Below are 23,727 nucleotides of genomic sequence, written 5' to 3'. Positions count from 1 at the left end.
TCGTGTTTCGGCATCGGCGCGGCTCCGGAAAAACGAGATCCTGCTCAGCTTTTCAAGCCCGCCAGAAGCTGGCCATAGGCGCTCTTGGCCACTGCGGCCAGCTGCTCGCGCGGCAGCGATCCGACGACGGCGCAGCCATAACCCTTGTCCAGCCAGTAGACGGCCTCAGGACCATCTTCTTCCCCATAAGTGCCCTTGGCCTTGGCTGCCGATTCGGCGATGACGAAGAGCGAAATGCGCTCGCCCTTGTCGTCCTCGTAAAGCAGCATCGCGGCCTTGCCCTGGCCGGCAGGCAGCAGCCGGCCACCGACCAGTTGGAAACCTTGCGCCGCCAGATCCGGTGCGACGAGCTTCAAACCCACCTGGTTCGACAACCAGCTCTGCAAATGATCCTTATCGCTTGCCGGCACTTCCACCGCATGCCGCTTTTCGGCGGCATAGATGACATGGGCGGCGATCGCCTCTTCGGCAAGCTGGTCTTCGGCCGTGTTTTCCAGGCCGAGGCGGCCGATGCCGGCAAGGTAGCCGCCAGCGCCGCCAATCACCAGGATGGCGGCAGCGGCGGCCGCAAGCCACCAACGCGAGCGCGATGGCGACACTCTGACCACCGGCGCCTCGCCAAGCACCACCTTGGTCAGCCGCACCGGGACGGGCTCGTCCAGCACGCCGTTAAAGGCTGCGCGCAACGCTGCCCGGTCGGCGGCGTAGCGTGCGCTCCTGGCCTTCATCTCGGCATTGGCCTCGAGCCATGCCTCATAGGCCGTCCGCTCATCGCCCGGCAACTCGCCATCGAGAGCCATGTGGATGTCGCGTTCGGAGAAATCGCGTCGGCTCATTTCTCGACGATCCTTATCGACCGGCGGCGCGCGGTATCATCAAGCAGCGCGCGCAGTTCCTCGCGCCCGCGCGCGATGCGCGACATCAAGGTGCCGGCGGGAACCCCAAGGATGTTGGCGGCTTCGGCGTAGGAAAACCCTTCGATGGCGACCATCACAAGTGCCGCGCGCCGGTCAGGGCTGATCGCCTGCAGCGCGTCGACGATCTCGCGCGAGGCGATGCTCTCGACCTGCTCGGCGGGTGCTGCCTGCGCCTCGCTCGCCTCGAGCGGCAGCATCGCTGCCTCGCCGCGCCGGTTCACCTTGCGCATCTGGTCGATGAACAAATGATGCATGATCGTAAACAGCCACCTCCTGGGGCTTTCTCCTGTCTGCCAATTGTCGAGCCGCACAAGTGCCCGCTCGAGACAATCCTGGACGAGATCGTCAGCGGAATCGCGGTCGCGCAACAGCGAGCGTGCATAGCGACGCAGACGCGGTATTTCACCAAGGATTGCTGCCTTCTTTTCGTCCATGACCGCTGGTTCTGGAGGGCCCCTGTCCGTGATGATTGAACGCGCCTTTGCAGCGCGGCGCAAGCGGCCAGCGCGAAGCGGTCCGCCGCCCCGGTCACCCAAGCAAATGAATAACGCTGCCAGTGGCAGGTTTATTCCCGGCCAAATTGAAATCGTCAGCTATTGCTCGTCTCGAGCTTTGCTTTCGCCGCCCTTGTCAGCAGCCGCTGATAGAACAGGCCGATGCCGATGAGCACCGCGCCGAGGCCGATGAAGGACAGCGCCCGCAACACGCCTTCCAGTTCCGACATGTCGAAGATGAAGACTTTGAGCACGGCGATCGAGATCAGCGCCGCCGACGCTATGCGCAGCACCTGCGACTTCAGCCATACACCTGCGGTGAGCAGCACCACGCCGATGACCAGCCACAGTGCCGAATAAGTATAGGTCTCGAGCTGGCCGAGACCGCTCCACAGCCCGATGAACTCGCCCTTGAACAGGCGCCTGACCGACAGCGTGGCATAGGCGAAGCCGAGCACCGCCGCCACCATCGCCAGCATCGCTGCATACCATTTCGGTCGTTTGTCGCGGGCATAGAGCGCCAGTGCGCCGGCCGCAACCGCCGGCAAGAGGTAGGCGAGGAACAGAAGATTGAACACCGGAATGCTGCCGGTCGATTCATCCGTCAGCAGCGGATTCAGCGCCAGAAAATGCTGGAGGACGATGAACGCGACCGAGACCACGCCCGCTGCAATCGAGCCGTAGCGCAGCACCGAACTTGGCGAGCGCATGTCGATGGCGACCAGGATGGCACCGGCACCGATGGCGATCAGCGTGTAGATCGCCTGTTCGGCAAGCGTCGCAGCAGCCGTATCGATGACGCCGCCATGCATGGCATGGCGCACCAGCATGGCGACGGTGAGCAGGGCAAACAGCGCGGCGCCGGCCTCCATTGCGAGGCGCGGTCGGCCGTTGGTGGTTCGGGCAAGCTGCCAGGCGGCAAAACCGAAAGCGAGCGCCGGCACGCCATATCCAAGCAGCAGCCAGTTGAACACCGGCGTCTTCGACAGGAACTCGGCACCGACGATGGTCGGGTCGAAGGCAGCGCGACCAAGCACTGCAATCACCGCACCAACGGAAATCCAGCCAAGCACCGGATAGCTACGCCAGCGCGTCGCCAGCGCCGGCACGGCGGCGGCTGCTCCGAGCAGGATGGTTGTCCAGCCGGAACCAAAGGCCATGTGCAGCATCAGCAGGCCGGCAATCGCCGCCCCGCCGAGCGCAAAGGAGACAGCAGCGCCGCCGGTTAGCGGCGGCGCTTCGCCGCGCGCTATCCACTCGCCGCCGGCGACGAAGACTCCGACCAAAACGGCTGCGACCGCCGCATAAGCAAGGTCTCGGTCGAGATTGCCGAAGGTAGACCAGAGCGCCAGCAGGATGACCAGTGGCGCGACAGCGCTCCAGGCCGCCCATGCGGCGGCGCGCAGCCAGCCAGAGGCCGCAAAACGGCGCGCCGCCCAAAAGCCGGCGCCGATGAAGACCAGGCCGAGAGCGATGCCGACCCTGAACATCAAGGCATCGGACGCCACGACCGGCATGCCGTCGACGCCGAGAGCGCCACCCGAAAAATCTGAAGCGATCGTGGTCGGCGGAATGATGCCGAGATAGACCAGTACCGTCGCCAGCCCGGCGGCGTGCAGCAGTGCAAGCGCCCGCGGCCGGTAGAGCGCCACCGCCACCAGGGCTGCGACAAGGGCGGCCCCCGGCAATGCACCGCGGATGGCGACGAAGGCCGGATCGACAAACAGGGCCAGCGCCGAAAGGCCGACGAAGAAGCCCGGCGCGATCGACGGCCAGTCGAAGCCGCTGCCGGCGCCCGCATCGTCGCGGCGGCCAAGCCAGACGAAGGCGAGCACGGCCAGTGTCACTCCGTCGATAAAGAGGATGACGGCAAGGTTCGCCCCCGGCGCGTCGGTCATATAGAAGATGGTCCAGACGCCCGTGGCGACGAAGGCTGCGGCCGTCAAAAGCCTCCAGTCGCGGATGCGAGCAATGACGCAGGTGGCGGCGAGCACGATCGCCAGATAGCCGAACAGCGCCCACGGATTGGGCGCCTGCGAGGCGACCAGCAGCGGCGTCACCATGGCACCGAGCAGGCCGACGCCGGCCAGCGCCTGACCGTGGACCAGGCTTGCCGCGATCGTCGCCACCCCGATGGCGCCGAGCAGCGTGAAAGCGAGCGTCGGGCCGATGAAGCCGTAAATGCTGTATGCGGCGTAGACGGTACCGAACAGGATGAAAGCGCCGGCCGCCGTCAGGATCGCCGGGATATAGGCACCGGCAGCACCTTGCACCGGCACCCTGAAGCCGGTGCGCCGGATGAACTCGCCGCCGGCGACCAGCACCAGCCCGAGTGCCGCCGCCATGACAAGCCGCACGCGTGGCCCGAAAATGCCGGCCTCGATGGTGTAGCGGATCAGAAACAAGCCACCCAGCGCCAGCGCGATGCCGCCGACCCAGACCGCCCAGCGGGTACCGAGCGCCGTTTCGACGTCGGACTGGCGAGCTGCCTTCGCCGCTGCCGCCGGTTGCGCCGACTCCGGCGCGGACGGCGCCGTTGTATCGGCATCGGCCTCTGTAGCTGACATGACCGCTGCGGGCCGTGGCGATACGGCCATGTCGGCTGTGACCGCAAGCGGGATTGCGGCATCCGCCGGTTTGCTGTCGTTTGCAGCCGGTTCCTTGGCTTGCGGCGGCAGCGCGGGCGTGCCCGAAAGCACAAGGCTGCGCAAGGCGCCAAGCTCGCGCTCGATCAGGCCGATGCGGCTCTGCTGGCGTGAAATGATGACGAACAGCGCGATGATGGCGACGAGGCCAATCAGGCTTTCAAACATGGCGGTTCCCCCAAACCAAGCCAGTTGTCACTGACATTCAATGTTCAGTGACATTCAAATGCGGCGGCCAAACGGCCGGTCCATTCAACGTGCCGCCAGATTGGCCGGAAAGATCGAGCATGTTTCGGTGCCGAAAGCCAGCAGCTTGCCGTTGGCGTCGTTCAGCGCCGCTTCCGAAACCGTCAGCGTGCGGCCCTTGTGCACTACTTTGCCCTTGTGCACTACTTTGCCCTTGTGCACTACTTTGCCCTTGTGCACTACTTTGCCCTCGCACACCACCTCGCCCGTCCTTGGCGTGATCGGCCGCGTCAAATTCGCTTTGAACTCGGCCGTCGCATGGCCTCGCCGACCTGCGAAATGGTGCCAAGGCCGAGCGGCGAAACGTTTTCGGGATCAGGTTCAACTTCGCTCATCTGGTGGTTTCCCCGGTGGCGGCTTCCCCGGCGCTTGCCTTGCCGGATTCACGGCCGGGTGAATGATGCCTGCGCAAGGCGGCGAGAAACCCGGCGCGGGCGCCAGGAGGCTCGATGCCGCGCGGTTCGTAGACATGGCGGGTCAAAAAGAAGCCGGTCAGCCGGAAGGCGTCCTCGATCGCCGCCGGATCGGCGCGCAGCCCGGAGCCGCGCTGCAGGAAGGCAGGCAGCGCCAGCATCTTGTCGCGCCACGGCGCGCCCGCCGCCCGCGACACGGCGCGGCCGGATTTCGGCGAGACATAGGCAAGGTCCTGCCTGGTGCCGGTCGCCGCACACTGGCTGAGATCGAGGCCGAAACCGAGTTCGTCGAGTACCAGCAGCTCGAAGCGGGCCACCAGCTCGCCGGCGGCATCGGCATCGTCGAGATGAGCGATCATCACCGCAAGCGTCTCGTAAAGGCCGCCATGGGCGTCACGCTCGGGCAAAAGACGCAAATGCGCGGCCATCGTCTGCAGGCCATAGACGGCAACGGCGCTGTCCATCAGCCGGGCGGCGTTCATCTCGATAGCCTCGACCTGGAAGGTGCCGAGATGCTCGTCGAGCCGCGCCCGCCACAACAAGTCGACGCGATTGCCGGGCTGCAAGACAGGCTGCTGTTTGCGCGAACGGCCGCCGCGCACGAGACCGAGATGGCGGCCATGCGCGCGCGTCATCACCTCGAGAATGGCGCTGGTTTCGCCATGCTTGCGGGTGCCGAGAATGATTCCCTCGTCGCGCCATTCCATGACGAGAGCTTGTCACCGGTTGGATGGCGAAATCAAGGTGAGCGACGTATCCGCCGCCAAACCAAAACGGCCCGTAGCGTATCGCTACGGGCCGTTTTTTGCGAGATCGTCGTTTGATCAGAACGAGCGCTGGAAGCGGAAGATGCCGCCGATCGCGTCGGCATCGTCGGCATCGAAATTGTCGTAATAATCGACTTCGGCGGTGATCGTGTAACCAGGAACGATGGTGTAGGCGACGTTGGCCGCAACGGCGAAGTCTTGGTCGTCGGTATAGGAGACCTGGGTGTTCAAAGAGGTCTTCTTGTTGACGGCGTAGCTGCCGCCGCCCCAGACGGCAAGGTTGCCAGTCCACGGCTTGTAGAAGTTCTTCGCGACGTTGTCGTCGCTGCCGTAGCCCGCCATCACGAACAGGGTCAGCTCAGTAATCGGCTTGACGTCGAGGCGAGCTTTGCCGGCCCATTCTTCCGACGTGCTGTTATAGGCGCCGACCGCAGTGATCGCACCCCAGTCGCCCTTGTATTTCACGCCGCCGACGACAAACGGAACGTAGCTGTCGATCGACTGGTCAGCGCCGGAGCCCGTTTCGACCGAGGCGACTGCCGTAAAGCCATTGCCGCCGTCGAAATAGTAACTGATCAGGTTGGTGTCCTTGGTGCCGTAAGGAATGATAGTGTCCTGGACGACGCTGCCGGCGTAACCGATGAACGAATCATAGACAGTTTCATCCTTACCGACGCGCAAACCTCCAAGCTGGATCCAGGCGAAGTTCAGGGTAACCGCCTTGTTGTCCTGCACGCTGAAATCAACACCGCTCACGGTGCGTTTGGTATTGCCGAAGTTGAAACGGGTCTCGGTATAGGTCTTCAACGTGCCGAGCTCAGTTTCCTGGCCGGTCCACGTCTTCAAATCGAAGCGGGCATTCTTGTTCCAGGTCTGCTGCTCGTCACCGTCCAAAAGGTCGTGTGTCGTCGCGCCATCGAAAACGCGGCCGGCGTCGCCGAAGCTGGCGTCATAGCGGACATAGCCGCCAATGCGCAGGCAGGTCTCGGTGCCGGGAATGTAGAAGTAGCCGGCGCCGTAGACGTCGCAAATCTTGACGTATTCGGCGGGTTCCGGCTCGGCGACCACAACAGCGTCGGCGGCGCGCGCACCGGAGACCGCGACGAATGCCGCGGCTGAGCCGAGAAGAAGGCTCTTGATATTCATTTTCTGACCTCTCCAGTCAAAGTTAAAAATGGCTTTGGATTCATGGGTTGAACGGCTGAACGCCTCACCCACGTCGAAAAAGGCGCGCACCGCACCCCCTCTTCAGGCGGCGAACATACTCATCCGCATTCCAGTCTCAATGACATTCCAAAAATAATCAATGTTTGCATAACAGAATAAATCCATGTTGCACAAATATCACTTCATATTTGCTTCACATTTGCCCATCGGAACAAACGAGACACTGTCACAATTGTACAAAAATATACTTATGCCATCAGCCGGCAAACCGATCGGCACCCGACATGCATTCCTTCTACGTGTTCTTTTTTTTGGAATAGACTTCTAACGTTGGCAGCGAGATCAAGCCGACTTCGCCATCGCTGCGTTCTGTGCGGCAAGAAAGACTTCCGCCACCAGATCCCGTTTGAGCATTTCAATGGGAATACGTCCGGCGAGGCCGGGCGCGGGGCCGATCAGCCACGACCAGGCATGCCGTGGATCGGGCATCGCGGATAACACTTCCTTGATACCCGGCGCCGGCCTGCCGTCGATGAACTGCGCCAAAGGAAATACATGTTTGCGGCCACCGGTGCGCAACGCAACGACCGTGCCGCTCCGCTGCCAGCGATGCAGGGTCGAGCGCGATATGCCGAGATTTTGCTGCAGGAACGTCGACCCGGCGACCCGACCGGCCCACTCCTCGAGCCGCATCGAGTCGAGGTCGCCCGTTCCGGCCAGGCGTTGGATGTCTGCCCCTTGGCCTTCGTGCGCCGTCGACAGATGCGTCCGGGCACGGCGTTCCGCCGCTTCGTCTGCCAATATCCGCACGAAACGCGACGCCATGCCGGGTAATCTTTCCTGCATGGTGTCGATCGCACTGATGTCGGTCGGCGCAAGCAAAGCGACGGCGGCGGCAACGGCGCCGGCGACCCTGCCCGCTGCAACGACCGCATCGCTGTTCGTCACGTTGCCTTGCCGCGCCAGCACGCGCTCGATCTCAACAGCGACGGCGTTTGCAAACTCGGTCTGACGGATGCGGTCGATGCGATTCCAAGTCCCTGTCATGTCCTGATCTGGCTGCTTGCCCGCCGGTTCCGGTTTGCTCGGAAGCGGGTCTTTCGCACAGCCTATAGGCAGAGTGTGTGACGGAGAGACGACGAACGGGAACCATGGACGATCGCAGTGTCGGCAGGTGCTCGAACCGGTCTAACTGGCCGGTTCTGCATGAAATATCGGAAATTTCTCAGAACCCGCTCAGGATTTCGGGCCGCGCCGGTGCCAATAAGAAACGGCTCGACCAACGTGGTCGGCGCATGGCCTCCCGGATTGATTCGGCGGCTGTTCAAGATGCAAGTCGACCGATCGGGCACCCCGGCGACCTCTCAGAATCCTGAGGCGGCCAACAGGCCGCTCTGCGGATCGCCCAAACAGGCTCAGTGCGGAAATTCGAGCCCCATTTCGCGGTAGCGCTCGGGATCGTCACCCCAGTTCTCACGCACCTTGACGAACAGGAAGAGGTGCACCTTCTGTTCGAGTATGCCTGCTATTTCCATGCGTGCCGCCTGGCCGATGGCGCGGATCGTCTCGCCCTTATGGCCGAGCACGATTTTCTTCTGGCTGTCGCGCTCGACATAGATGGTCTGGTCGATGCGCACCGAGCCGTCCTTCTTCTCTTCCCATTTCTCCGTCTCGACATGGGAGGAATAGGGCAGTTCCTGATGCAGCCTGAGATAGAGCTTTTCGCGGGTGATCTCGGCGGCGAGCTGGCGCATCGGCAGGTCGGAGATCTGGTCTTCCGGGTAGTACCAGGGTCCGGCCGGCAGGGTCTCGGCTAGACAGTCGAGCAGGTCCTTGCAGCCGGACCCGGTCAGCGCCGAAACCATGAAGGTGCGCTTGAACGGCACCCTTTCGTTGGCTGCCGCCGACAATGCCAGCAACGTCTCGTGCTTCACCCGATCGACCTTGTTGAGGATCAACACCATCGGCTGCCGAACATCCTTCAGCCGCTCGAGGATGGCGTCGGCATCGCCCCGGATGCCGCGCTCGGCATCGATCAAGAGCAGCACGATATCGGCGTCCTTGGCACCGCCCCACGCTGTGGTCACCATCGCGGTGTCCAGCCGGCGCTTCGGCTTGAATATGCCCGGCGTGTCGACGAAGACGATCTGCGCGTTGTTGTGGGTGGCAATGCCGCGCACGATAGCGCGCGTGGTCTGCACCTTGTGCGTCACGATCGACACCTTGGCGCCGACCAATTGGTTGACCAGCGTCGATTTCCCCGCATTGGGCGCGCCGATCAGCGTGACGAAGCCGGAGCGGGTAGCGGGAGCTTCTGTTGCCGGAGCTTCGGTGGCGGTCATGCGGCACTCCCTTGATCGAGCCAGACGCCTTCCCGCTGCAGAAGTGCCGCGGCTGCAGCCTGCTCCGCCTCGCGCTTGGAGCGCCCGCTGCCGGTCGCCGGCGGATAGGCGCCGACCTTGACACTGACGGTGAACAGCGGATCGTGGTCCGGTCCCTCGCGGCTGTCGATTATGTAAACCGGCACTGCGCCTGCCGCCTGATGCGCCCATTCCTGGAGTTCGGTTTTCGCATCGCGACGGGCGGCGTCAATGGCTTGCGAGCGCGGCTGCCAGTATTTGTGGATGAAGGCACGGGCCGCTTCCAACCCTCCGTCGAGATAGAGCACGGCGATCAGCGATTCCAATGCATCGGCGCGCAGATTGACGCGCTTGCGCCCGTCGAGGCCGCGTACGTCCGAACCGGCGCGAATAAGTTCCGGCAGGCCGATCTCCTCGGCAATTTCCGCCAGGGCTTCAGCGTTGACCAGAGCGTTCAATCTCAGCGACAGCTCACCCTCGGCGGCGTCGGGAAATGCCGCCAGCAGCATATCGGCAACGACAAGGCCGAGAACGCGGTCGCCCAGGAATTCGAAACGTTCGTAGTCGATGCCGGCGTGACTGCCGCGAGCGCTGGCATGGGTCAGCGCCCGCTGCAGACGCTGATGGTCGCCAAAACTGTGGCCGGTGCGCTCCCTGAGCGCCTCGGCGAGCGCATCGGCGGTCAGCCGTTTCGTCGCCGCCATGGCCCTAATTGACGAAATGGAACAGGCGCGAGGCGCGCATCAGTGACGGCCATTTCCAGATTTCGAGCGGGCTGGCGCTGCCGCCGATCGAGAAGAAAATGAGGTTGGCGCGGCCGACCAAATTCTCGTCCGGCACGAAGCCGACGGTGAAGCGGCTGTCCGACGAGTTGTCGCGATTGTCGCCCATCATGAAATAGTGACCGGGCGGCACCTTGAACTCTTTGGTATTGTCGCCGATCGAAGCCTGCGTCAGGTCGAGCGTGTCGTAGCTGACGCCGTTCGGCAGCGTCTCGCGATAGACATCGACCGGCCCGTTCTCCTCGGTGATGTCGCGGTTGTCGATCTGCCCGACCTTGACGCGCGGCACGCCCACGTCATTGATGAAGAGCTGGCCATCCTTGACCTGGATCTTGTCGCCCGGCAGGCCGACGACGCGCTTGATATAATCGACAGAAGGATCCGGCGGAAACTTGAACACCACCACGTCGCCGCGCTTCGGCTCTGAGCCCCAGATGCGGCCCGAAAAGATGTTCGGCCCGAACGGCAGTGAATAGCGGGAGAAGCCGTAGGACCACTTGGTGACGAAGAGATAGTCGCCTTCGAGCAAAGTCGGCCGCATCGACCCGGACGGGATCGAGAACGGCTGGAACAGGAGCGTGCGGATGACCAGCGCAAGCAGCAGGGCCTGGACTATGACGCTGACGGTTTCGCCAAGTCCGCCGGATTTCTTCTGGGTTTTTTCAGCCACGCTCATGTCGTCCTCGATTGTGCGTTGGATGGTATAGAGTCTCGGCGCGCGCTGGGCAACGTCATGCCGGTGGTCAGATGCAATCAATGTGGCGCTTCTTCGACCGGCAACGCTTCAATGATCACAAAGGCTTGAGCGAGCGGAAAATCATCGGTGATGGTGAGGTGGATCACCGCGCGGTGCCCTTCAGGCAGAATTTCGTCCAGCCGCGCTGCCGCCCCATTGGTCAGCGCCATGGTCGGCTTGCCGCTGGCCAGGTTGACGACCCCCATGTCGCGCCAGAACACACCCTGCGCCATACCGGTGCCCAATGCCTTGGCGCAAGCTTCCTTGGCAGCGAAACGCTTGGCGTAGGAGGCCGCACGCGCCGCGCGGTTTTCGGACCGCGCCTGTTCGATCTCGGTGTAGATGCGCTGGATGAAGCGTTGGCCATGGCGTTCCAGCGACTTCTCGATGCGTCTGATGTCGATGAGGTCGCTGCCGATACCGATAATCATTCGGCAGGAACTTCCGGCCCGGTTTTTCCAGCCTTTGCCGCTCTTTCGGCCAGACGCTTGCGGCGCTGCTCGTGGAAAGTGACCATGCCCCAGCGGGTGATGCCGTAAAACAGCAGGCCGAAAACCAGGCCGAGCGGTATTGCGCCAATCGTCATCGGCTTCAGCACCGGTCCCCACAATTGCGCAAAGGAAAGATTATGCAGCATGTCGCCGAGATGCGCGGGCGGGCCATGCGCCGGCAGGTGTTCATGCAGGATCAGCTTGCCGACCTCCCAGGAGGCGGCCCATAGCAGTGGAAAGGTCAGGGGGTTGCCGAAGACCGTGCCGAGTGCTGCCGCGACCAGATTGCCGGCGATCAGCCAGCACAGGATGGCAGCAATGATGAAGTGAAAGCCAAGCGGGAAAAACGACGCGAATACGCCCGCCGCAACACCGGCGGCCACGGCATGCGGCGTGGCCCTAAGCCGCAGGATGCGTTTGGAGAAATACCGCAGCGAGCGCGAGAACGAGCGGCGCGGCCACAAATAAGTACGCACCCGCTCGAAAAAACCATCAGGCTTGCGCCGTCGAAAAAGCACTCTGTTCCTGTTCCTAGTTCCGTCGATGGCTTCACGCCGGCCTTTCCAGCCAGGCGCGACAGCCTATGCTGCGCTCTGCGGTCGCCGAAAAGCAACTACGACTTTGATATAGCGATGCGCTGGCCGAAGAACAACGAGGCCGAGGGCATCCGCTCGGTGGCCGGTCGCGCCAGCCTTGGGTATCGCCGTTCTGAACAGGGCATGATCGCGGCGAATTTAAGGAGCGTCACTTAGGATCGATATTCGCTGACCTCGACGAGGTTGCCGTCCGGATCGCGGAAATAGACCGACATCATCGCGCCCCGAGCGCCGACACGCTCGACCGGGCCGATCTCTATCACCACACCATTGGCGGCGAGGTTGGCACATATCTCGGCGAGCGGCCGGGCAGCAATCAAGCAGAAATCTCCGGAGCCCGGCGTCGGCGCCTTGGCCTTCGGCTCGAAGGTACGCCCGACCTGATGCACATTGATCTTCTGCATTCCAAACAGCAGCGCCGTTGGTCGGTCCGGCTCGTCGAGGCGCTTGAAGCCAAGCACGCGCTGATAGAAGGCGCAGGTATCGTCCACCGAACGAACTGTCAGCACGAAATGATCGATGCCGGCAATCACGGCAGCGCCTCTTGACTTGTTTTTATGCATGTCGTTGTCCCAAAACCGCCGCACACTTTTGGGCGACATGCATTAGATATTGCGGCTGCCCGGCTTGATCGCCGGTATGGCGGCGAGCTCGGGCGGCAGCCTGTCGGCCGGATAGGCCGGAACTTCATATTCGGCGAGCGCGATCAGCGGCACGCCGACATCAGTCTTGCCGGCCGAGCGGTCGATGATGCATGCGGCGGCAACGACTTCGGCGCCAAGGCCGCGCAGGCAGTCGATGGTCTCGCGGATCGACAGGCCGGTGGTGACGATGTCCTCGACAATGACAACGCGCGATCCCTTGGCGATCTCGAAACGGCGCAGTCTGAATTCGCCCCCTTCCCGCTCGACCCAGATCGCCGGCGCACCAAGATGGCGCGAGGTCTCATAGGCCGGGATCAGCCCGCCGATCGCCGGGCCGACGACGTAGTCGATCCTGCCGGGCACGCCAGTGCGGATCTTTTCGGCGAGCGCCTTGCACAAGCGCTCAGTCTTGTCGGCATGCATGAAAACACGCGCTTTCTGCAGAAAGACCGGGCTGCGCAGGCCCGACGTCAGGATGAAATGCCCTTCGAGCACGGCGCCGGCCTCGCGAAAAATACCCAGCACTTCATCGGTGTTCATCGTTCACTCCATGTCCATGGTGAATGGTGAATGGTGAATGGTAGTGAGAGCACCCTCTTCACTATTCACTATTCACTATTCACTATTCACTATTCACCCATTCACGCGCCTTGCGTCACTGACGCTCGAATTGTCCTTTAGCTGCGACAGCAGCCGGTTCAAGTGCTTGAGGTCCCACACTTCGAGATCGATCAGCATTTCGGTGAAATCGGGCGCGGTGCGCACCATCGACAGAGTGTGGATATTGGCGTCGTTGGATGCGACGACCTGTGCAATGTCGGCCAGCGAACCCGGCGCGTTGATGGCGGTGACCGAGACGCGCGCCGGGAACCGCTCCTTGGTACGCTCGTCAATATCCCAGCGCACGTCGATCCAGCGCTCGGGCTGGTCGTCAAAGGCCTGCAGCGCCGGCGACTGGATCGGATAGATGGTGATACCGGTTCCCGGCTGCACGATGCCGACGATGCGATCGCCTGGCACTGCCCCCTCCGGCGCGAAGCGCACCGGCAGATCGCCGCGCACACCGCGGATCGGCACCGCGTCGTCGCGCGGCTGGTTCTTGTCCTTGCGTGCGGCGCGGCCCGGAATCTGGAACAGCATGCCGGCGGCGTTGCGGATCTTCGACCAGCCCTCCTCGCGCTGCTTGGGCGCTACCAGCGTGACCCGCTCGTCCTTGTAGTCGGGAAACACCGCCTTCATGACATCGGTGGAGGCAACTTCGCCTCGGCCGACCGCGGCCAACACATCCTCGATGTCCTTGCGCGCCAGCCGGTGCAGCACCGGCTTCAGGCTTTCCTTGGTGAAGGTCTTGCCAGAGCGTTCGAAGGCGCGCTCCAGAATGCGGATACCGAGACCCGAATATTGCTTGCGAATGGCGTTCTTGGTGGCGCGGCGGATGGCCGAGCGTGCCTTGCCGGTAACGACCACCGATTCCCACGCCGCCGGCGGGACCTGCGCCTTCGAGCGGATGATCTCGACCTCGTCGCCGTTCTTCAGCTCCGTCATCAGCGGCATGATGCGGCCATTGACCTTGGCGCCGACGCAAGTGTCGCCGACGTCGGTGTGGACGGCATAGGCAAAGTCGATCGGCGTGGCGCCGCGCGGCAGCGCGATCAGCATGCCCTTCGGCGTGAAGCAGAATACCTGGTCCTGAAACAGTTCCAGCTTGGTGTTTTCGAGGAAGTCCTCGGGATTGTCGCCTTCGGCAAGCTGCTCGATGGTGCGCCGCAGCCAGGCATAGGCATTGGTTTCCTTCGAGATCGCATGGGCGGCACCATTCATCTTGCCACCGGTATCCTTATAGATCGAATGAGCAGCGACGCCGTATTCGGCGATCTTGTTCATTTGATAGGTGCGGATCTGCAATTCGACGCGCTGGCGCGACGGGCCGACGATGGTAGTGTGGATCGAGCGGTAGTCGTTCTGCTTCGGCGTGGAGATGTAGTCCTTGAAACGGCCGGGCACCATCGACCAGGTGGTGTGGATGGCGCCGAGCGCCCGGTAGCAGTCCTCGACGGTATCGACGACGACGCGAAAGCCGAAGATGTCGGACAGCTGCTCGAAGGACAACGCCTTGGCTTCCATCTTGCGGAACACCGACCACGGCTTCTTCTGCCGGCTCTTGACCTCGGCCTTGATCGAATATTTGTCGAACAGCGCGGAGAGCGCCTTCTCGATCTCCGACAGCACGCCCTTGTTGCGCTCGAAGATTTCGGCCAGCCGTGCGGTGACGGCGCGGTAGGCTTCCGGATTGATGAAGCGGAAGGCAATCTCTTCCAGCTCCTCGCGCATGCCTTGCATGCCCATGCGGCCGGCCAGCGGCGCATAGATGTCCATCGTCTCTTCGGCGATGCGCAGGCGCTTGGCTTCCGGCACATGGTCGAGCGTGCGCATATTGTGCAGGCGGTCGGCGAGCTTGACCAGAAGCACGCGCACGTCTTCCGAGATCGCCAGCAACAGCTTGCGCAGGTTCTCCGCCTGCTCGGCCTTCTTCGAGACGAGGTCGAGCTTCTTCAGCTTGGTCAGGCCCTCGACCAGCTTGCCCATTTCCGGGCCGAACAATTCGTCGATCTCGGCCCTGGTCGCCGTGGTGTCCTCGATCGTGTCGTGCAGCAAGGCAACGGCGATCGTCGCCTCGTCCATGTGCATTTCGGTGAGGATGGCGGCGACTTCGAGCGGATGCGAGAAATACGGGTCGCCGGAGGCGCGTTTCTGGTGGCCATGCTTCTGCATGGCGTAAACATAGGCCTTGTTGAGCAGCGCCTCGTTGACGTCAGGCTTGTAGCGCTGCACGCGCTCGACAAGCTCATACTGACGCATCATGGGCGGGATCTCGCAATGCTGAAATGAATCATGCGCCGCACTGGCGTACGGCGCATGTCATAGATAGCCACGAAACTGCCGACGCGAAAGTGTCGGCAGTTGTCGCTAAGATCAATAATCGTCGCTTTTTTCCGGCGGCACCAGGCCTTCGATGCCGGCCAACAGGTCTTCTTCGGTCATGCGATCGAAGGTGACGTTGTCCTCGGCGTCGTCGGCATCGGTGGCTGCAACGGCGCTGCCGGTCTGGTCGGCAATCGCCTCGCCGTCGGCTTCCGGCTCATCGACCTCGACATGCTTCTGCAGCGAATGGATGAGATCTTCCTTGAGGTCGTCCGGCGACAGCGTCTCTTCGGCGATTTCGCGGAGCGCAACGACCGGGTTCTTGTCGTTGTCGCGCGGTACGGTGATCTGCGCGCCCTGGCTGATCTGACGGGCGCGGTGGCCGGCCAAGAGCACCAGCTCGAAGCGGTTGTCGACCTTGTCGATGCAATCTTCAACGGTTACGCGGGCCATGAGTTGCCCCTTTCATGCCTGGATTTATGGAAAACAGGCGCGGTCCATAACCCGAACGCCGCCAAAATACAAGCTTTTATGGCGGTGCGCAGCTCTGACGCGGGCCGCCTGCGGCGACACAGCGCCGATCACAATTGCTTGCGGTGCGGCATGGTGCCTTGGATTGCCGTAAAACTGGCGTTATCTCGAACGATGGAGGCCAACAGGTCTACTATCAGACCGGCCGATAGTCGCCACGCATTTAGACGACCGCTTATTTCGAAAAAGGACATTTTCCATGTTCGATCCTCGTGAAAAAATCGCTCTCTTTATCGACGGTGCCAATCTCTACGCCACCTCGCGCGCGCTGGGCTTTGACATCGATTACCGCAAACTTCTGGCGAGCTTCCAGAAACGCGGCTATCTGCTGCGCGCTTATTACTACACCGCGCTGGTCGAGGATCAGGAATACTCCTCGATACGGCCGCTGATCGATTGGCTCGACTATAACGGCTTCAAGGTGGTGACCAAACCGGCCAAGGAATTCACCGACTCGACCGGCCGGCGCAAGATTAAGGGTAATATGGATATCGAGCTGACCGTCGATGCGCTCGAGCTTGCCGATGTCGTCGACCATTATGTCATCTTTTCGGGCGACGGCGATTTCCGCACGCTGGTCGAGGCGCTGCAGCGGCGCGGGCGCAAGGTGTCGATCGTCTCGACCATGGCTTCGCAGCCGCCGATGATCTCCGACGATCTGCGCCGCCAGGCCGATCATTTCATCGACTTGATGACGCTCAAGAATGAAGTCGGCCGCGATCCGTCGGAGCGGCCGGTGCGCCGGCCCGAACCGGCCGAAGTCGACGAGGAAGACTATTGACGGTCGTTACCTTGACCGCGCCCCTGGTCGTCTCCCCCGAACCCGATCGCGATTGCCCGCTCTGCCCGCGGTTGCACGATTTCATCGCCGAGTGGCGGCGGCGCGAGCCGTCCTGGTTCAACGCGCCGGTGCCGACCTTTTTGCCGCCGGAAGGCGAGGATGCGGTGCGTCTGCTGATCGTCGGGCTGGCGCCGGGCCTGCGCGGGGCAAACCGGACGGGGCGCCCCTTCACCGGCGATTTTGCCGGCGACCTGCTCTACAACACGCTGATCGCGCACGGCTTTGCGCGCGGCGAATTCAAAGCGCGACCGGATGACGGGCTGGAGCTTGTCGGTACGGCGATTACCAATGCGGTGCGCTGCGTGCCGCCGGACAACAAGCCGGTTGGCGCCGAGATAGCGACCTGCCGGACGTTCCTGGTGCCGACGATCGCGCGATTTCCAAATCTGCGCGCTGTGCTGGCGCTTGGCTCGATCGCGCACCAGTCGACCGTGCGGGCGCTCGGCCAACGCGTTGCCGCCTATCCGTTCCGGCATGGTGGGCAGCAGCAGGCCAATGGCATCACGCTGTTTTCCAGCTATCATTGCTCGCGCTACAACACCAATACCGGCGTGTTGACGGAAGCGATGTTCGTCAACGTCTTCAGTCAGATAGAAGCTTTTCTGAAGACATAGAGTCGGACGATGCCCGCCAGGGCACGAGCCCTAGATTCGGGCGATCGCGAACAACCAGGCCAGGAGATCCAGCAATCACAGAAACAGTGCAAGCTGCAGCGCGACGCGCAGGCGTTGGATGATCCGCCAATTGCTGGCCATGTCGGATTTGATGCGCAGCGCAAGCGCTCGGTGCATCCCGTCCAGGGTTGCGGGAGGGTGCTGATCGACGAAGTCCTGGAGCAGCTTCTCTGGATCGAAACGGAACGTATAGTTATAGTACGGCCACACCATAATCGCGACCAGCAGCCCGATAAGAAAAAGCAATATCAGCGCCAGCCAGTCCCAGGGCCCCACGCCATCCAGGAGCGCCCTGCCTCCGAGGAGAGAACTCGCGAACGCGGTTGCGAAGATCAGATTGCCGGCGCGCGTATTGAGACTTTCAACCACGCCCTGCTGGTGCTGGAGGCCACGCACCGCCTCCGCATAGACAAATGCCAGGCGGGGGTCGCCGCCGTCCGTCGCAGCAGGCGGGGCGTTGCTGTCATTGGTTGATGAAGGGCGCTCCGGCATCAAATGTACTTAGCACGGCGCCGCCTGCGATATGAATAGCCAGATGGGGAACGCCTCGTCGCTCTGTCCTCGTGCCATCGAGCGTGTTTTGGTGGACAGGAATAGCATCAATCCGACGCTGTCGCTTCAGGCGCTGCGGCAAACAATGCGGCCAGCGTCGCAGGTCCGCCCTGGAGAACATTCAGGTCGACGTCGCCGCTGATGCCGTCGACGCGGCCCCGGTTGTGATACTGCCAGTAGATCCAGTTGTCATGGCCCGGCCGCAGCGCCAGCGAACGCAGCCAGCGCGGGCGGCTGGCTAGCTGCCCGGCATAGGCTTGCGCCGCCTCGTCGGTCACATAGAGGATCGCCGTCTTGCCGAACGCCGCCTCGACCGGGCCGAGGAAGGCGGAGAGTTCGGCGCTCAGCTGTTCGGGAGTTGGCCGCTGCGGGCAATTGCCGCCGAACTCGATGTCTACCACCGGCGGCAGCAAAGGCTGATCGTGCGGCACCACCGAGATGAAGTTGCGTGCCTGATCCGCACCCGGTCTGCAGAAGGTGAAGAAATGATAGGCACCGACGGCAAGACCGGCGGCGCGGGCCCCGCGCAAATTGGCGGCGAAGGCATCGTCGACATGATCGCCGCCTTCCGTCGCCTTGATCACGGCGAAGGCGACATCGTCGGCGGCAACACGGCGCCAGTCGATCTGCCGCTGATGATGGGAGACGTCGATGCCCCTGACCGGATATTTGCCGCGGTCCGGAGAAAATGTCTGGAAGTAGGTATAGCCGCCGGCCAAAACGAGGCCCGCCACGAGCAGACCGGCCGCGCCCCACAAGACGATCCGGTTTTTCAAACGAGACCTATCCCTTTTGGTCCGCCCTGCCCGCCGCTATGGCTCCGGGCGTTCGTCGCTCGAAAAGCCAAATCGCTGGCTTTTCCTCCGCTTCGCGGACCGCTCCTCACCCTCGCTCCTTCAGCAGCCGGCCCTTCTCGCGCGACCAGTCGCGCTGCTTTTCGGTCTCGCGCTTGTCGTGCAGCTTCTTGCCGCGGCCAACGGCGAGCAGCAGCTTGGCACGGCCTTGGTCGTTGAAGTAGATCTTCAGCGGCACCAGCGTCATGCCTTCGCGGTCGACGCTTTGCGCCAGCTTGGCCATCTCGCGCTTGTTGAGCAGCAGTTTGCGGCGGCGGCGCGGCTCATGGTTGAAGCGGTTGGCCTGCAGATACTCCGGCAAATAGGAGTTGATCAGCCAGATCTCGCCGCCCTCGACCGAGGCGTAGCTGTCCTGGATATTGGCCTGGCCCTGGCGCAGCGATTTCACTTCCGTACCGGTCAGCACCAGGCCGGCCTCGATCGTGTCGAGCACCTCATAGGAAAACCGCGCCTTGCGGTTTTCCGCAACGGTCTTGTTGTTGGGATCGGCTTTTCTGACTTGATTCATGATGCGGAGAGGTGGCGCCTCATCCTTAGTTTATCAAGCCGGCGTGCTTCATCGCCGCGTCGATCTTCTCGGCGGTCGACGGCTCGACCGTCATTAGCGGCGAGCGCAGCACGTTCTCGACCTTGCCCAGCTTCGACAGCGCATATTTCGCGCCGGAAACGCCGGGCTCCATGAAAATCGCCTTGTGCAGCGGCAACAGACGGTCCTGCAGGTCGAGCGCCTTGGCGCTGTCGCCGGAAAGCGTTGCCTCCTGGAATTCAGCGCAAAGCCTGGGCGCGACATTTGCCGTCACCGAGATGCAACCGACGCCGCCATGCGCGTTGAAGCCGAGCGCCGAGGCGTCTTCGCCGGAGAGCTGGATGAAATCCTTGCCACAGGTGGCGCGCTGCTCCGAAACCCGCTCGACCTTTCCGGTGGCATCCTTGACGCCGACGATGTTCTTGAAGTCATGCACCAACTGGCCCATCGTCTCGGGGCTCATGTCGACCACCGAGCGCGGCGGAATGTTGTAGATGATGATCGGCAGGCTGGTTGCCTTGGCGACGGCGGCGAAATGCGCATAGAGGCCGCGCTGTGTCGGTCTGTTGTAATAGGGCGTGACGACAAGAGCCGCGTCGGCGCCCGCCTTCTCGGCATACTGGACTAGGCCGACCGCCTCTTCGGTGTTGTTGGAGCCGGCGCCGGCGACGACCGGAACCCGGCCCTTGGCGACCTCGATGCAAACCTTGACGACTTGGCGGTGCTCGTCATGCGACAGCGTCGGCGACTCGCCGGTGGTGCCGACCGGGACCACGCCCGTCGTGCCTTCGGCGATCTGCCAGGCGATGAACGCGCGAAAGGCTTTCTCGTCGAAACGGCCGCTCTTTTCGAACGGTGTGACGAGCGCGGTCAGCGAGCCTCTTAGCATGTCGTCCAACTCCTTGGGACTAGCGCATGACCCCGAAAATCGCAGTCGATTTCGGAAAGGGTTATGCGCCAAATTTAAATTGCTACAGCGTCCTTTGCGCGTCTGAGAAGACCCGCGGCGCTGTAGGTGTTTGTCGTGCGCGCCTTCTAGCGGAAAGCGAAGCGGCGCACCATAGTCTCGACATTGTTGCGCGGCAAGCATTGCGCCAGCAATTGCAATTCGAACGACCTCGATAAGGTTTTCTTTACGGGCCCTTCATCACAGACGAATAGGCTGCAGTTCATCTGTGCCAGTGGTAGCATCGAAGAATAGGAAATGACCAAATCCATGCCGACCAGGCGGCCTCATCTTTTCGCGCTTCTCGGCGCGATCGTTGTGCTGATCCCTGGCGCGGCGATCGGCGGCAGCGTCGATGGGCAGGTCACGTCGGCGATCCCGATGACGGAGCCGCAGAACGATGCACTGCAGCAGTCCCCTTCGCCATCCGCCAGCGTCGCGGCGCTGAAGAGCGCTCTCGATGCGCTTGCGGCAAACGACATTCAGCGCGCGCGCCAGGTGCGCGAAGCGCTGCCGGCCAAATCGCTCGATCGGCACATCCTTGCCTGGGCGATTGCGCTCTATGGCGGCGACCAGGTGCCGAGCGGCGAAATCGCCGATGCCGCGAAGATGCTGCCGAACTGGCCGGGCACGATCGCCTTGCGCAAGAACAGCGAGCGCGCGCTCTATCGCGAGAACCCCGCGCCACAGGTCGTGGTGCGGGCGTTCGACGGCAGCCAGCCGCTGACCTTCGAGGGCGTGGTGATCCTTGCGCGCTCCTATGTAGCGCTAGGCAATACCAAGGCGGCGCGCTCGGTGCTGTCGCCATTCTGGCGCACCGAAAAGCTCGAAGCCGGGGACGAGGCGGCGGTCATCCGCGAGTTCGGCGCGCTGATCCCGGCCGCCGACCATCGCTTCCGCATGGAGCGCATGTTTTATGCCGATCGGGTCGCTTCGGCGCTGCGCGTCGCCGGTCTCGCCGGCGCCCAGCAATTGGCCGATGCCTGGGCGGCAGTCACCAAAGGCGACAAGAACGCGGCCAAGCTGCTGAAGGCGGTGCCGGCAGCGCAGCGGGCGGCCGGCTATCTGTTTGCCGAAGCCGAATATCTGCGCAAGCAACAGAAATTTTCCGATGCCGCCGCGCTGGTGCTGAAGGCGCCGGGCGACCGCGACGCTCTGGTCGATCCGGACGCCTGGTGGGTCGAACGCCGGGTGCTGTCGCGCGAGCTGGTCGACCAGGGCGACCTGAAGACCGCCTACAGAATAGTCGCCGCGCATGCCGCCGAAAGTCCCGCCAATGCTGCCGAGGCGGAATTCCATGCAGGCTGGTACGCGTTGCGCGGCCTCAACGACCCGAGCACCGCCGCCAAGCATTTTGCGCAAATCGCGGAGCTCGCCCAAGGGCCGATGTCGCTGTCGCGCGCCTATTACTGGCTCGGCCGTGCCGCCGAAGTCGGCGGGCCCGGCAATGCCAAGGATTTTTTCAGCCGCGCCGCCAGCTACGGCACGACCTTTTACGGCCAGCTCGCCGGCGAGCGCGTCGGCCGGCAGACCCTCAACATCGTCTACCCCCAGCCAAGTGCCGCCGACCGCCGGAATTTTGCCACCCGCGAGGCGGTCAGCGCCATCGAACGGCTGCAGCAGGCAGGCTATGACCGCTATGCCGAAACCCTCTACCGCGACCTTGCCGGGCAGTTGAGCAGCCCCGGCGAACTGGCGCTGCTTGCGATGCTGGCGGAAAGACAAGGCAACCATTTCATGGCGCTGAAGGTCGGCAAGATCGCCGGCGCACGTGGCATCGACGTCGGCGCGCTGTCGCATCCGCTCGGCGTCATTCCCGACACCGCCAACATTTCCGGCTCGGGCAAGGCGCTGGCCTATGCGATTGCCCGCCAGGAAAGCGAGTTCAACATCGGCGCCGTCTCCAGCGCCGGCGCACGCGGACTGCTGCAGCTGATGCCAGGCACGGCCAAGCAATTGGCGAAGAAGGCCGGCATGACTTTCTCGCAGGCGCGGCTGACCACTGATGCCGGCTACAATGCAACGCTCGGCGCCGCCTTTCTCGGCGAGCAGCTCGGCCGCTTCGACGGCTCCTACGTGCTGACCTTCGCCGGCTATAATGCCGGCCCCGCCCGCGCCGCCCAGTGGGTGACGAAATACGGCGACCCGCGCGGCAAGGACGTCGACGCAGTCGTCGACTGGATCGAGCGGATTCCCTATACGGAAACAAGAAGTTACGTTCAGCGCGTGATGGAGAATTACGAGGTCTACAAGATGCGTATCTCCGGCAAGTACGATATTGTCGGAGATCTGGTGAACGGCCGGGGTTAGCCTTTCCTTCTCTCCTTGTGGGAGACGGTGGCCGAGCGAAGCTCGGTCGGATGAGGGGTGCTCCAGCTTGGTTCCGACAACGCTCCGTCCAACACCCCCAATCGTCTCGGCGCTAACGCGCCGATCCACCTTCTCCCACAAGCAGAGAAGGAGCCCCAATTTGACCGCCCCTGCCCTCGCCTGTAGCAGTCGCAACGATCTGACAGCAGCACGGAATCGAGTGTACATGCCAAACGACGAAGGCTTCTCCGATTTCTTCTACGCCGCGCCGGACGGGCTGTCCCTGCACGCCCGCATCTACGGCGAAGCGAATTCCGGCCGCTGGCCAGTCGTTTGCCTGCCCGGCCTGACCCGCAATTGCCGTGACTTTCACGAATTGGCGCTTTTCCTGTCGACGCGGGCGAAGCGCAACGTCGTCGCCTTCGACTATCGCGGGCGCGGGCAGTCTGCCTACGATGCCGATATCGGCCATTACAATATCGGCATCGAGGCGGGCGATATCCTTGCCGGGTTGGCGGCGCTGAGCATCGAGGAGGCAGCCTTCATTGGGACGTCGCGCGGCGGACTGATCATCCATGTGCTCGGGGCGATGCGGCCGCCCGTGCTGAAGGCCATCGTCTTCAACGACATCGGCCCGGTGATCGAGTCGCAAGGTCTCGCCCATATCCGCTTCTATCTCGATCCCGCGCCCAGGCCGAAGGCGTACGCAGAGGTGGTCCGCGGCCTGCGCAGTACCCATGGCGCGGATTTTGCGGCGCTGACCGATGCGGATTGGGAGCGGATGGCATCAGCCCTCTACCGCGAGACCGAGGAGGGATTTCTGCCCGATTTCGATCCGAACCTGGTCGAGACGCTGGCGGAGCTCGATCCCAGCCGGCCGCTGCCAGATCTGTGGCCACAGTTCGACGCGCTGGCGGCCATCCCGATGCTCGTCGTACGCGGCGCCAATTCGAAGCTGCTGTCCGCCGAAACGCTCGAGCAGATGCGGACGCGCCATACCGATATCGAGACGATCACCGCCGACGGCCAGGGGCATGCACCGTTTTTGGAGTCCGGGATCCTGCCGGGCAGGATCGCTGGTTTTCTTGACCGGGCCGAGCGGACGGGGCGGCTTGAAGTAAATCTCAGTAATTCACGCGCAGGTTTGCGTCGGTCAAAGCATTCCGACGGCCGTTGACAGTTCCGGAATTAGCGGTGAAATAATTTTATCAATGCCGGCACCGCCCCTCACCTGCCTGCCGGCATCCTTGTAACTTGTTTCTTGCCGACTCTGCTATGAAGGCAGGTGCGGTGGCGGACGGGAGACCGGAGCA

General features: G+C 62.9%; 24 protein-coding genes. 4 read left to right on the top strand and 20 right to left on the bottom strand.

Going from position 1 to position 23,727, the window contains the following annotated elements; translation table 11 throughout:
- Positions 1–44: 44 nt before the first annotated feature.
- The 16 genes from NKI08_RS17055 to rpoZ all read right to left on the bottom strand — a co-directional run bounded on the left by NKI08_RS17055 (position 45) and on the right by rpoZ (position 15,633).
- Positions 45–836 (bottom strand): anti-sigma factor family protein, encoded by a 792-nt coding sequence (locus tag NKI08_RS17055; protein WP_352471054.1) that lies wholly within the window; start codon positions 834–836, stop codon positions 45–47.
- Positions 833–1,351, bottom strand: a complete 519-nt coding sequence (locus NKI08_RS17050) for a sigma-70 family RNA polymerase sigma factor (RefSeq protein ID WP_023719875.1) — start codon at positions 1,349–1,351, stop codon at positions 833–835. Before NKI08_RS17050 ends, NKI08_RS17055 begins: the two co-directional genes overlap by 4 nt.
- 155 nt (positions 1,352–1,506) lie before the next feature.
- Complete coding sequence (locus NKI08_RS17045) at positions 1,507–4,224, bottom strand: DUF2339 domain-containing protein (RefSeq protein WP_352771028.1); 2,718 nt, start codon at positions 4,222–4,224, stop codon at positions 1,507–1,509.
- A gap of 84 nt (positions 4,225–4,308) precedes the next feature.
- Positions 4,309–4,482 (bottom strand): hotdog fold domain-containing protein, encoded by a 174-nt coding sequence (locus NKI08_RS17040; protein WP_352771025.1) that lies wholly within the window; start codon positions 4,480–4,482, stop codon positions 4,309–4,311.
- A 151-nt stretch (positions 4,483–4,633) separates the two neighbouring features.
- A complete protein-coding gene (gene recO / locus NKI08_RS17035; RefSeq protein ID WP_352771023.1) occupies positions 4,634–5,422 on the bottom strand; it encodes a DNA repair protein RecO in 789 nt (262 codons plus the stop codon).
- A gap of 117 nt (positions 5,423–5,539) precedes the next feature.
- Positions 5,540–6,628, bottom strand: coding sequence for a porin (locus NKI08_RS17030; RefSeq protein WP_352771021.1), 1,089 nt, complete (start codon positions 6,626–6,628; stop codon positions 5,540–5,542).
- 363 nt (positions 6,629–6,991) lie between these two features.
- Positions 6,992–7,696: an antitoxin Xre/MbcA/ParS-like domain-containing protein gene (locus NKI08_RS17025; protein WP_502899624.1), complete on the bottom strand. Its 705-nt coding sequence runs from the start codon at positions 7,694–7,696 to the stop codon at positions 6,992–6,994.
- 368 nt (positions 7,697–8,064) lie between these two features.
- Positions 8,065–8,991: a GTPase Era gene (gene era, locus NKI08_RS17020; RefSeq protein ID WP_352771017.1), complete on the bottom strand. Its 927-nt coding sequence runs from the start codon at positions 8,989–8,991 to the stop codon at positions 8,065–8,067.
- Complete coding sequence (gene rnc / locus NKI08_RS17015; RefSeq protein ID WP_352501816.1) at positions 8,988–9,713, bottom strand: ribonuclease III; 726 nt, start codon at positions 9,711–9,713, stop codon at positions 8,988–8,990. The genes era and rnc overlap by 4 nt, the downstream gene beginning before the upstream one ends.
- A 4-nt stretch (positions 9,714–9,717) precedes the next feature.
- Positions 9,718–10,467 (bottom strand): signal peptidase I, encoded by a 750-nt coding sequence (lepB, locus tag NKI08_RS17010; RefSeq protein ID WP_352471047.1) that lies wholly within the window; start codon positions 10,465–10,467, stop codon positions 9,718–9,720.
- A 77-nt stretch (positions 10,468–10,544) separates the two neighbouring features.
- The gene (gene acpS / locus NKI08_RS17005) at positions 10,545–10,958 is read right to left on the bottom strand and encodes a holo-ACP synthase (protein ID WP_352467214.1); all 414 of its coding nucleotides are present in this window, start codon (positions 10,956–10,958) and stop codon (positions 10,545–10,547) included.
- Complete coding sequence (locus tag NKI08_RS17000; protein ID WP_023677769.1) at positions 10,955–11,536, bottom strand: DUF2062 domain-containing protein; 582 nt, start codon at positions 11,534–11,536, stop codon at positions 10,955–10,957. Before NKI08_RS17000 ends, acpS begins: the two co-directional genes overlap by 4 nt.
- A gap of 230 nt (positions 11,537–11,766) precedes the next feature.
- Positions 11,767–12,177: a VOC family protein gene (locus tag NKI08_RS16995; RefSeq protein WP_352771014.1), complete on the bottom strand. Its 411-nt coding sequence runs from the start codon at positions 12,175–12,177 to the stop codon at positions 11,767–11,769.
- A gap of 42 nt (positions 12,178–12,219) precedes the next feature.
- Entirely contained in the window at positions 12,220–12,798 is a 579-nt protein-coding gene (gene pyrE, locus NKI08_RS16990; protein WP_023677771.1) for an orotate phosphoribosyltransferase, read from the bottom strand.
- A 93-nt stretch (positions 12,799–12,891) separates the two neighbouring features.
- Positions 12,892–15,120 carry a RelA/SpoT family protein gene (locus tag NKI08_RS16985; RefSeq protein WP_352501814.1) on the bottom strand — a complete coding sequence of 743 codons (2,229 nt, stop codon included), beginning with the start codon at positions 15,118–15,120 and terminating at the stop codon, positions 12,892–12,894.
- A 111-nt stretch (positions 15,121–15,231) separates the two neighbouring features.
- Positions 15,232–15,633 carry a DNA-directed RNA polymerase subunit omega gene (gene rpoZ / locus NKI08_RS16980; RefSeq protein ID WP_023677773.1) on the bottom strand — a complete coding sequence of 134 codons (402 nt, stop codon included), beginning with the start codon at positions 15,631–15,633 and terminating at the stop codon, positions 15,232–15,234.
- A 277-nt stretch (positions 15,634–15,910) separates the two neighbouring features.
- Between rpoZ and NKI08_RS16975 the strand changes: the two genes are divergently transcribed.
- Complete coding sequence (locus tag NKI08_RS16975) at positions 15,911–16,492, top strand: LabA-like NYN domain-containing protein (protein WP_023677774.1); 582 nt, start codon at positions 15,911–15,913, stop codon at positions 16,490–16,492.
- Entirely contained in the window at positions 16,489–17,166 is a 678-nt protein-coding gene (locus tag NKI08_RS16970; protein ID WP_352771011.1) for a uracil-DNA glycosylase, read from the top strand. The genes NKI08_RS16975 and NKI08_RS16970 overlap by 4 nt, the downstream gene beginning before the upstream one ends.
- A gap of 75 nt (positions 17,167–17,241) precedes the next feature.
- On the opposite strand, the gene NKI08_RS16965 is transcribed toward NKI08_RS16970, so the two are convergent.
- The 4 genes from NKI08_RS16965 to dapA all read right to left on the bottom strand — a co-directional run bounded on the left by NKI08_RS16965 (position 17,242) and on the right by dapA (position 20,047).
- Complete coding sequence (locus NKI08_RS16965) at positions 17,242–17,718, bottom strand: hypothetical protein (RefSeq protein ID WP_352771010.1); 477 nt, start codon at positions 17,716–17,718, stop codon at positions 17,242–17,244.
- Positions 17,719–17,825: 107 nt separating this feature from the next.
- Positions 17,826–18,554 (bottom strand): glycoside hydrolase family 25 protein, encoded by a 729-nt coding sequence (locus NKI08_RS16960; protein ID WP_352771008.1) that lies wholly within the window; start codon positions 18,552–18,554, stop codon positions 17,826–17,828.
- 106 nt (positions 18,555–18,660) lie between these two features.
- On the bottom strand, positions 18,661–19,140 hold the full coding sequence (smpB, locus tag NKI08_RS16955) for an SsrA-binding protein SmpB (RefSeq protein ID WP_023768487.1): 480 nt from the start codon (positions 19,138–19,140) through the stop codon (positions 18,661–18,663).
- Between the two features lie 25 nt (positions 19,141–19,165).
- The gene (gene dapA, locus NKI08_RS16950; RefSeq protein ID WP_254820184.1) at positions 19,166–20,047 is read right to left on the bottom strand and encodes a 4-hydroxy-tetrahydrodipicolinate synthase; all 882 of its coding nucleotides are present in this window, start codon (positions 20,045–20,047) and stop codon (positions 19,166–19,168) included.
- A gap of 327 nt (positions 20,048–20,374) precedes the next feature.
- Here dapA and NKI08_RS16945 point away from each other — a divergent pair, with 327 nt between their 5' ends.
- The gene (locus NKI08_RS16945; protein ID WP_352771184.1) at positions 20,375–22,414 is read left to right on the top strand and encodes a lytic transglycosylase domain-containing protein; all 2,040 of its coding nucleotides are present in this window, start codon (positions 20,375–20,377) and stop codon (positions 22,412–22,414) included.
- 226 nt (positions 22,415–22,640) lie between these two features.
- Positions 22,641–23,591, top strand: coding sequence for an alpha/beta fold hydrolase (locus NKI08_RS16940; RefSeq protein ID WP_352771006.1), 951 nt, complete (start codon positions 22,641–22,643; stop codon positions 23,589–23,591).
- Positions 23,592–23,727: the final 136 nt, after the last annotated feature.

This window comes from Mesorhizobium sp. M0768, assembly GCF_040320195.1.
Taxonomy (GTDB): domain Bacteria; phylum Pseudomonadota; class Alphaproteobacteria; order Rhizobiales; family Rhizobiaceae; genus Mesorhizobium.
Note: the sequence above shows the minus strand (reverse complement) of the source record. Positions and strands in the feature narration are given on the sequence as shown.